The sequence below is a fragment of the Nocardioides albidus genome (assembly GCF_006335005.1).
GTDB classification, from domain to species: Bacteria; Actinomycetota; Actinomycetes; order Propionibacteriales; family Nocardioidaceae; genus Nocardioides; species Nocardioides albidus.
The window spans coordinates 331,878-340,206 of record NZ_VDMP01000026.1 but is presented as its reverse complement, the minus strand read 5'-3'; the positions used below and the strand labels follow the sequence as shown (position 1 = coordinate 340,206).

Annotated in this window: 11 protein-coding genes; 7 read left to right on the top strand and 4 right to left on the bottom strand. The window is 71.6% G+C overall.

Annotation, left to right across the window (positions count from 1 at the left end):
- Positions 1-832, bottom strand: an 832-nt coding sequence (locus tag FHP29_RS22875; RefSeq protein WP_275669457.1) for a class I tRNA ligase family protein, incomplete at its 3' end; no start/stop codon positions are given.
- Between the two features lie 289 nt (positions 833-1,121).
- On the opposite strand from FHP29_RS22875, the gene FHP29_RS17460 reads away from it, so the two are divergent.
- The 3 genes from FHP29_RS17460 to FHP29_RS17450 are packed head-to-tail and all read left to right on the top strand — an operon-like array spanning position 1,122 to position 2,901.
- The gene (locus FHP29_RS17460; protein ID WP_139624134.1) at positions 1,122-1,604 is read left to right on the top strand and encodes a DinB family protein; all 483 of its coding nucleotides are present in this window, start codon (positions 1,122-1,124) and stop codon (positions 1,602-1,604) included.
- 14 nt (positions 1,605-1,618) lie between these two features.
- A complete protein-coding gene (locus tag FHP29_RS17455) occupies positions 1,619-2,416 on the top strand; it encodes an acyl-CoA thioesterase (protein WP_158296615.1) in 798 nt (265 codons plus the stop codon).
- 41 nt (positions 2,417-2,457) lie between these two features.
- Complete coding sequence (locus tag FHP29_RS17450) at positions 2,458-2,901, top strand: hypothetical protein (protein ID WP_139624132.1); 444 nt, start codon at positions 2,458-2,460, stop codon at positions 2,899-2,901.
- 1 nt (position 2,902) lies between these two features.
- Here FHP29_RS17450 and FHP29_RS17445 read toward each other — a convergent pair whose 3' ends face one another.
- Entirely contained in the window at positions 2,903-3,292 is a 390-nt protein-coding gene (locus FHP29_RS17445; RefSeq protein WP_139624131.1) for a hypothetical protein, read from the bottom strand.
- Positions 3,293-3,350: 58 nt separating this feature from the next.
- On the opposite strand from FHP29_RS17445, the gene dapD reads away from it, so the two are divergent.
- Both dapD and FHP29_RS17435 read left to right on the top strand, forming a co-directional pair.
- Entirely contained in the window at positions 3,351-4,289 is a 939-nt protein-coding gene (dapD, locus tag FHP29_RS17440; RefSeq protein ID WP_205014220.1) for a 2,3,4,5-tetrahydropyridine-2,6-dicarboxylate N-succinyltransferase, read from the top strand.
- Positions 4,290-4,325: 36 nt separating this feature from the next.
- A complete protein-coding gene (locus FHP29_RS17435) occupies positions 4,326-5,285 on the top strand; it encodes a VldE C-terminal domain-containing protein (RefSeq protein WP_240044568.1) in 960 nt (319 codons plus the stop codon).
- A 133-nt stretch (positions 5,286-5,418) separates the two neighbouring features.
- Here FHP29_RS17435 and dapC read toward each other — a convergent pair whose 3' ends face one another.
- Both dapC and fdxA read right to left on the bottom strand, forming a co-directional pair.
- Positions 5,419-6,537: a succinyldiaminopimelate transaminase gene (gene dapC, locus FHP29_RS17430; RefSeq protein ID WP_420813442.1), complete on the bottom strand. Its 1,119-nt coding sequence runs from the start codon at positions 6,535-6,537 to the stop codon at positions 5,419-5,421.
- 12 nt (positions 6,538-6,549) lie between these two features.
- Positions 6,550-6,876: a ferredoxin gene (fdxA, locus tag FHP29_RS17425; protein WP_139624129.1), complete on the bottom strand. Its 327-nt coding sequence runs from the start codon at positions 6,874-6,876 to the stop codon at positions 6,550-6,552.
- Between the two features lie 78 nt (positions 6,877-6,954).
- Between fdxA and FHP29_RS17420 the strand changes: the two genes are divergently transcribed.
- Positions 6,955-7,896, top strand: coding sequence for a GNAT family N-acetyltransferase (locus FHP29_RS17420; RefSeq protein WP_139624128.1), 942 nt, complete (start codon positions 6,955-6,957; stop codon positions 7,894-7,896).
- Positions 7,897-7,910: 14 nt separating this feature from the next.
- Entirely contained in the window at positions 7,911-8,306 is a 396-nt protein-coding gene (locus FHP29_RS17415) for a low affinity iron permease family protein (RefSeq protein ID WP_139624127.1), read from the top strand.
- Positions 8,307-8,329 lie beyond the last annotated feature (23 nt).

Below are 8,329 nucleotides of genomic sequence, written 5' to 3'. Positions count from 1 at the left end.
CGCCGTCGCGCTCGACGACGACGTAGTCGATCTCGGAGCCGACCATCACCGCGAGGTTGCTCGGCAGCGTCCAGGGCGTGGTGGTCCAGATCAGCAGCTTGGCGCCCTCGAAGTCGCCCGGGGTCGTGATCGAGAAGCCGACGGTGACCGCCGGGTCCTGCCGTGTCTGGTAGACGTCGTCGTCCATCCGCAGCTCGTGGTTGGACAGCGGCGTCTCGTCGTTCCAGCAGTAGGGCAGGACGCGGAAGCCCTCGTAGACCAGGCCCTGGTCGTAGAGGCTCTTGAAGGCCCACAGCACCGACTCCATGAACTCGGGGTTCATGGTCTTGTAGTCGTTGTCGAAGTCGACCCAGCGCGCCTGGCGGGTGACGTAGTCGCGCCACTCACCGGTGTACTTGAGGACCGACGCGCGGCAGGCGTCGTTGAACCTGTCGATGCCCATCTCGACGATCTCGTCGGTCGTCTTGATGCCCTCCTGCCGCATCGCCTCGAGCTCGGCGGGCAGACCGTGGGTGTCCCAGCCGAAGCGGCGCTCGACGCGCTTGCCGCGCATGGTCTGGTAGCGCGGCACGATGTCCTTGACGTAGCCGGTCAGCAGGTGGCCGTAGTGCGGCAGGCCGTTGGCGAACGGCGGGCCGTCGTAGAAGACGAACTCGTTCTCACCGTTGGCGCCCGGGTCGCGCTGCTCGACCGAGGCGCGGAAGGTGTCGTCCTCGGCCCAGTAGGCGAGCACGCCCTCCTCGATGCGCGGGAAGCGCGGCGAGCTCGGGACGGCGCGGTGGTCGGAGGTCGGGCCGGCGGTCGGGTCGGTGGTGACCTTCGGATAGGTCATCGGGCTTCGGTCTCCTGCGTCTCGGATTTCGTTGGTTGAGCTTGTCGAAACCCAGGGACGATCCTCAGGACCGCGGTACCACCCTGCTTGTCCCGCTCGGGGACCACTTCGTTCACGGCTGTGACGGGCCTGCCCGCCGGGTTCTACTGAGGTTTCGGTGGTTGAGCTTGTCGAAACCCGTTCTTCCCGGAGCTCGCCGCTGATGACGGCTCGAACGCTGCTGCTCCCAGCGTACGGCGAGCGGGCGTCGTACGGGAAACCGGATAGCACCCGGTCCTACGGTGGGTCCATGACCGGCGAGCTGGCGAACCTGCGCGACTACCTGACCCACTACCGCGAGACCCTGGAGCGCAAGTGCGCCGGGCTGACCCCGGAGCAGATGGCGACGCGCTCGGTGCCGCCGAGCTCGATGAGCCTGCTGGGCCTGGTGCGGCACCTGGCGCGGGTCGAGCACTTCTGGTTCCAGCGCGCGCTCGTCGAGGTGGAGGACGATCGGATCTACGACGACGGGGACGCCGGGTTCGCCGTCGTGGAGCCGACCGAGGCGGCCGTGACCGAGGCGTGGGCCGCGTGGCGCGAGCAGGTCGCCCTCGCCGACGCGTGGCTGGACGGGCAGAGGGACGGGGGTCTCGGCAGGGTGGTGACCTTCCGCCAGGGCACCGAGACCTCCAGCATCCGCGACATCCTGCTGCACATGGTCGAGGAGTACGCCCGCCACTGCGGGCACGCCGACCTGCTGCGCGAGTGCATCGACGGCGTCACCGGGGAGTGAGCGAGGATGGTCCGGTGAGCCACCTCCTCGACGACGCCGTGGCGTCGACTCCCCTCGGCGACGGCGTCCACCGGGTCCAGGTCACGGCCGACTGGCACACGGCCAACGGAACACCCAACGGCGGCTACATCCTGGCCCTCCTGCAGCACGCGACGCTGCGGGAGTCCGCGCACCCGGATCCGCTGACCATCGCGGTCACCTACTTCCGCCCGGCCGTCCCCGGACCGGCCGACATCAGGGTGCGCGAGGTCCGCAAGGGCCGCCGGGTGTCGACGTACGACGCCGTGCTGGTGCAGGACGGCAAGGAGATCGCCCACGCCGTGGTCAGCACCCACGACTGGGACGCCGCCGGATCGGTCGAGCACACCCCGCACGCGGCGCCCGCCGTGCCGCGCCCGGAGGACTGCGCCGACGTGAGCGCCCTCATCCCGGCCGGGATGATGCCGATCCTCGAGCGCTACCGGTACCGCGCGCCCACGGTGCCCGGCTGGTTCCGTGGCGAGCCGTCCGGCAGCACCGAGTCGATCTGCTGGATCCGCACCTCCGACGAGCGCCCCGTCGACGCCCTGCTGGCCGGGGCCCTGGTCGACGCCTTCCCGCCGGCCACCGCCGAGATCGGGCAGCTGGCCTCGGCGACCATCCAGCTCACGGTCCACTACCGCCGCCGTCCCACCGGGACGGTGTGGACGCTGGGCCACGTCGTCGCACGACATGTCATCGCCGGCTACCACGACGAGGACGTCGAGCTGTGGGACGAGGACGGACGCCTGATCGCCCAGTCCCGCCAGCTCGCGATCCTGGCGGAAGGCTGAACCTCCTGCGGTCGGGGTTGTCCAGCAGCTAGCGTGTCTCGATGAGCATTCCGATGACGCCTGCCCGCACCGTTGCGGCGCTGGTTGGGGCCGCGCTGGCCCTCGGGGCGGGCGTGACCGCGGTGAACGAGGTGCTCCTCCACGGGTTCGCGCCCGTCTGCAGCGACGGGCACCCGGAGTACGACCCTGCGGTCTGCGGCGTCACCTGGGGCCCTGGGCTGCCCTACGTGGCCGCGGCCCTCCTGGGGCTGGTCCTCCTGGCCGTCGCTGCCGCACGACCGGCGCTCACCCGCTGGCTGCTCGTGGCCGCCGGCGCAACCGCCGTGCTGCTCGCCTTCTTCCTGCTCTGGACAGGCACTTGGGCCCCGGTCACCCCCGAGCACCCGGAGCCCGCCGGCCCCCAATTGGTGCTGCTCACCTGCGGCGCGGGGGCGCTGGCGACAGGCGTGCTGCTCCGATCGCGCCCAGACCACCCCCGGCTGTAGGTCACCTCTCCGCGACGGTGACCGTCGTACCTCCGTCCAACGTGGGCGTGCCGAACGTCACCGAGCCGTCGCGGTCGAGCGAGAACTCCGTGCGGGGTTCGCGGATCCTCCCGTCCGCTGTCATCGGCTCGCTGATCTCCAGCGCGACCTCCTCGCCGTCGACCTGGACGACGGTGACCACCACCTCCTCGTCGCCGATCACCTCGACGGTGAACGTCCCTCCCTCGGAGACGTCGTGGGTCGTGACGACCGGCGCCGGCTGCTCCCTCGACCAGCCGGTCCAGTCCTGGACGGTGACCTCGAGGTGCACCGGCCCGTCGTCTCCGCAGCCGGCCAGGGGCAGGGCGGCAAGCAGCAGGGGGGCGAGCAACAGGCGGGGTACGCAGGCCATGTCCGTCGGACGGTGCCGCACGGCCGACGGTTCCGAGGAGCACCTAGAATCTCCTCACGTGACTGCCGCTTGGGGCTTCGGCCTGACCACCTATGCCGCCGACCAGACCGTCCTCGACAGCTGGTTCCCCGCCCCCGCGCTGGGCGAGAGGCCCGCCGACGCACAGGCTCCCGCCGAGCTGGTCGCGCTCGAGGGCAGCGACGAGGCGCGCGGCGTCACCCGCAAGGTCGACCTCGTCGAGATCGCCGACCTCGACGTCGCGCCCGCGGGCACCGTCGAGGTGTGGCTGCGCCTGCACCTGCTCTCCCACCGCCTCGTGGCGCCGCACGGGCAGAGCCTCGACGGCATCTTCGGGCTGCTGGCCAACGTCGTGTGGACCTCGGCCGGCCCGTGTGCGGTGGAGGGCTTCGAGCTCACCCGGGCGCGCCTGAAGGCCGCAGGACAGCACGTCACCGTGTACGGCGTGGACAAGTTCCCGCGCTTGGTCGACTACGTCATCCCGTCGGGCGTCCGGATCGCCGACGCCGACCGGGTCCGGCTCGGCGCCCACCTGGCCGAGGGCACGACCGTGATGCACGAGGGCTTCGTCAACTTCAACGCCGGCACGCTCGGCACCTCGATGGTGGAGGGCCGGATCTCGGCCGGCGTCGTCGTGGGCGACGGCTCCGACATCGGCGGAGGCGCCTCGATCATGGGCACCCTGTCGGGTGGTGGCAAGCAGGTCATCTCCGTCGGCCAGCGCTGCCTGCTCGGCGCCAACGCCGGCATCGGCATCTCCCTCGGCGACGACTGCGTGGTCGAGGCGGGCTGCTACGTCACGGCCGGCACCAAGGTCACCGTGCTCGAGCCGGGCAAGGACTCGCGCGTGGTCAAGGCCGCCGAGCTGTCCGGCGCCAGCAACGTGCTCTTCCGCCGCAACTCGGTGTCCGGCGCGATCGAGGCCGTCCCGTGGCAGGGCGAGGGCATCGCCTTGAACGCGGCCCTCCACGCGAACTGAGCCTGTCATCACCAGGCCCCGCGCAGACTGGGTGCCGTGAGACGAAGGCTCTGGGGCATCGCCGCGGCCATCGCGGTGCTGGCGACCGCCGTGACGGTCGGCATCGTGGTGCTCCGCGCGACCGACGAGCTGGTCGGCGGGCCAAGCGGCGACTGCACCGTCACCGTTGCCGACCACACGGTCGACGTCAGCGGCGAGCAGGCCGAGAACGCCGCCCTGATCGCGTCGGTCGCCGTACGCCGCGGACTGCCCGCCCGGGCGACCTCGATCGCCCTCGCGACGGCCTACCAGGAGTCGAAGCTGCGCAACATCGACTACGGCGACCGCGACTCGCTGGGCCTCTTCCAGCAGCGGCCCTCGCAGGGATGGGGCACCCGCAAGCAGATCCTCGACCCGGTCTACTCGGCCAACGCCTTCTTCGACGCGCTGGTCAAGGTGGACGGCTACGAGACCATGGAGATCACCGTGGCGGCCCAGCGGGTGCAGCGTTCGGCCTTCCCCGACGCGTACGCCGACCACGAGCCCGACGGCCGAGCGCTGGCGTCCGCGCTGACCGGCCACTCCCCCGCGACCTTCAGCTGCGACCTCGCCGGCGGCGCCCCGACGGCGGACGCCGAGCTGGTGGCGAGCGGGCTGACGCCGCGCGCGGACGCGGTGCGCACCGAACTGCTCACCCGCTTCGGCCGGCTCACGCTGGGCGGCTTCGACCCGGACGGCGTGTCCACCGGCCACATGGAGGGCTCCGCGCACTACGACGGTCGCGCCATCGACGTGTTCGTCCGCCCCATCGGCAAGGCGAACAGGACGAAGGGCTGGGCGATCGCGCACTGGTCGGTGGCGAACGCCTCCCGGCTCGGCATCCGCACCGTGATCTTCGACGACCGGATCTGGACCGCCGGCCGCGAGGGCTGGCGCGACTACGACCCGCCGTCGTCCTCGGGCGACCGGTCGGTCCTCGAGCACCGCGACCACGTGCACATCGACGTCTTCCGTTGAGTTGCCGCTTCCTCACCGTCGAGTTGCCACTTCCTCACCGTTGAGTTGCCGCTTCCTGATCGTCACATGGCAACTCGACGGTGAGTTCGGGGCAACTCGACGGTGAGTTCGGCGCAACTCGGTCCCCGCGTAGCTACCGAGCCGTGAGGCGGGCGGCCGCCGCGGCGACGCGCTCGTCGGTCGCGGTCAGCGCGACCCGGACGTGGTGCGAGCCGGCCGCGCCGTAGAACGCGCCCGGAGCGACGAGAATGCCCCGCTCGGCGAGCTCGGCGACGAGCTCCCAGCAGCCGGGGCCGTCGGGGCCGCGGGTGGTCCACAGGTAGAGCGACGCCTCGGAGTGCTCGATGGTGTAGCCGGCGGACTCCAGCGCCGCCCGCAGCGTCGTACGACGCGCGCGGTAGCGCTCGTGCTGCTCCTTGACGTGGGCCTCGTCTCCGAGGACCGCGGCCATCGCGTGCTGCTGGGGCGCGGGCATCATCAGGCCCAGGTTCTTGCGGACCGCGAGGAGCTCCGCGATGACGTCGCGGTCGCCGGCGACGAACGCGCAGCGGTAGCCGGCGAGGTTGGACCGCTTCGACAGCGAGTGGACGACGAGGATCCCCTCGGCGGAGCCGCCGCAGATGTCGGGGTGCAGGACGGAGTGGGCCTCGCCCTCCCAGACGCAGTCGAGGTAGCACTCGTCGGAGACGAGCAGCACCCCGCGCTCCCGGCACCAGTCGACGACCTTCTTGAGGTGCTCCTTCGGGAGCACGCGTCCCGAGGGGTTGGAGGGCGAGTTGACCCAGAGCAGCTTCGGGGTCTCGGGCCCGAAGGTGGTCAGCGCGTCGGTCGCGACCGCCTTCGCGCCGACCAGCGCGGCGCCGACCTCGTAGGTCGGGTACGCCAGGGCCGGGTAGCCGATCAGGTCGCCCGGACCGAGGCCGAGGAAGGTCGGCAGCGAGGCGATGAACTCCTTCGAGCCGATCAGCGGCAGGACCTGGTCGGGACCGAGGCCGGTCACCCCGTGGGTGCCGGCCAGCCAGTCGACGACGGCCCGGCGCACCTCGGGCGTCCCGACCGTGAGGGGGTACCCGGGCGCGTCGACGGCCGCGCTCAGCGCCGCGCGCGCCACCTCGGGTGTCGGGTCGACCGGCGTGCCGATCGACAGGTCGACGATCCCGTCGGGGTGGGCGCGCGCCTGCTCGGCGTACTGGGTCAGCTTGTCCCAGGGGAAGTCGGGCAGCCGGCCCGAGACGGTGCCGATCTCAACCACCGACAAGGGGACTCAGTGGTCCTGGTTCTGCGGCGGCAGGGCGGCGATGTAGTCGGCGTCCTTGTCGATCTCGCCCATCTTGGCCGCGCCACCGGGCGAGCCGAGGTCGTCGAAGAACTTCACGTTGGCGTCGTAGTAGTCCTTCCACTCCTCCGGCACGTCGTCCTCGTAGAAGATCGCCTCGACCGGGCAGACCGGCTCGCAGGCGCCGCAGTCGACGCACTCGTCGGGGTGGATGTAGAGCATCCGCTTGCCCTCGTAGATGCAGTCGACGGGACACTCGTCGACGCACGCACGGTCCTTCACATCGACGCAGGGCTGCGAGATGATGTAGGTCATCGATTCCTCCTGAGACCACGAGCGCGAATGCTCGACACGAAAGCGTTTCGTGTCGGTGCTCAGCCTAGTATCCCCGTCGTGCCCGACGCGCCAGGACCCCCCGATGTGGGACACCATCTTCTCGGCCCCCATGTGGTCGGGCGGCGCGTCGTCGTCCGCCGTCTCATCCGGGGCGAGACCGGGCCCACCGGCGGACCGGCCCTCACCGACCTGCTCGGCGTCTGCCTGTCCTGGGCGGACGGGACCTGCGTCGTGCAGCCCGAGAGCGGCGAGCCGGTGCGGATCCCGGTGGCCGACATCGTGTCGGGCAAGCCGGTGCCGCCGCGCCCGTCGGTGCGCCAACGGGTCGGCGTGCGCGAGGCCGAGGCACGTACCGCGAGCCTGTGGCCGGCGCTGGAGCGGCTGCCGCTGGGCGAGTGGGAGCTGCGCTGCCAGACGGTGCCGGGCGAGGTGCTGCGCAAGCGGGCCAACTCGTGCCTGGCGATCGGCGATCCCGGGCGTCCGGTCCACGACGCCCTCCAGGACGTCATCGCGTTCTACGAGCGACGCTCCCGCGACCCGCTGATCCAGGTGGAAGCTGGCTCGGCCGTCGAGGACGAGGCGCGGGCGAGCGGCTGGCGCCCGCTCGGGTACGGCGAGGCCCAGTTCCGGCTCGCCGGGCTCTCGCGTGTCCGACGCGCCCTCGGACGCTCGCGACCCGAGGGACACCAGGTCGAGCTCACCGTCACCGGCCCGCGCGCGCTGGCGGCCGTCGGCACGGGCTGTGACCCGATGGCCGAGGCGCAGGCCACCCTCGACGGCGACTGGCTGGGCGTCTACGGCGTGACCGTCGACCCGGCCCATCGCCGGCGCGGCCTGGCGAGCGCGGTGCTGGCGGAGCTCCTCGACTGGGGGGCGGAGCAGGGCGCGCTCACCGTGTGGCTCCACGTCGAGACCGTGAACGCCGCGGGACTGGCGTTCTGGGACGCCCTCGGGTTCGAGCCGCACCACACGTGCCGCTATCTGGCCCCCGCCCGCTGACATAGCCTCCGGACATGGACAACAATCCCGCCGCGGAGTCCCGGCGCAGCCCGACCGGCCGCGCCGGCTTCGAGAAGTTCGTCGACGCGATCAACGAGCGCATCAGCCGTGCGCCCTTCTTCGGCGTCATCGTCGTCTCCCTGGCGCTGTGGGCGGCCAGCAAGCCGCTGTGGGGCAGCACCACCAAATGGGAGCTGGGGCTGCACACCGGCTCAGCGATCCTGTCGCTGCTCCTGCTGGTCCTGCTGCAGAACGCCGGACGGCGCGCCGAGGAGACGTCACAGGAGAAGCTGAACGTCATCGCCGAGGCCCTCTCCGACCTGATGGCCCACCAGGCCGGCGACTCGGAGGACCTGCATGCCTCGGTGCGCCGGCTCCGCGAGGCCGTGGGCCTCGAGGAGCGTCACTGACCGACGGCCCCGCCCGCGCTCCC

Excerpts from the sequence above, each read along its gene's own strand:
- FHP29_RS17460 (WP_139624134.1), top strand. The coding sequence starts at position 1,122 with ATGACCGGCGAGCTGGCGAACCTGCGCGACTACCTGACCCACTACCGC.
- FHP29_RS17450 (WP_139624132.1), top strand. The coding sequence starts at position 2,458 with ATGAGCATTCCGATGACGCCTGCCCGCACCGTTGCGGCGCTGGTTGGG.
- FHP29_RS17445 (WP_139624131.1), bottom strand. The coding sequence starts at position 3,292 with ATGGCCTGCGTACCCCGCCTGTTGCTCGCCCCCCTGCTGCTTGCCGCC.
- fdxA (WP_139624129.1), bottom strand. The coding sequence starts at position 6,876 with ATGACCTACATCATCTCGCAGCCCTGCGTCGATGTGAAGGACCGTGCG.
- FHP29_RS17415 (WP_139624127.1), top strand. The coding sequence starts at position 7,911 with ATGGACAACAATCCCGCCGCGGAGTCCCGGCGCAGCCCGACCGGCCGC.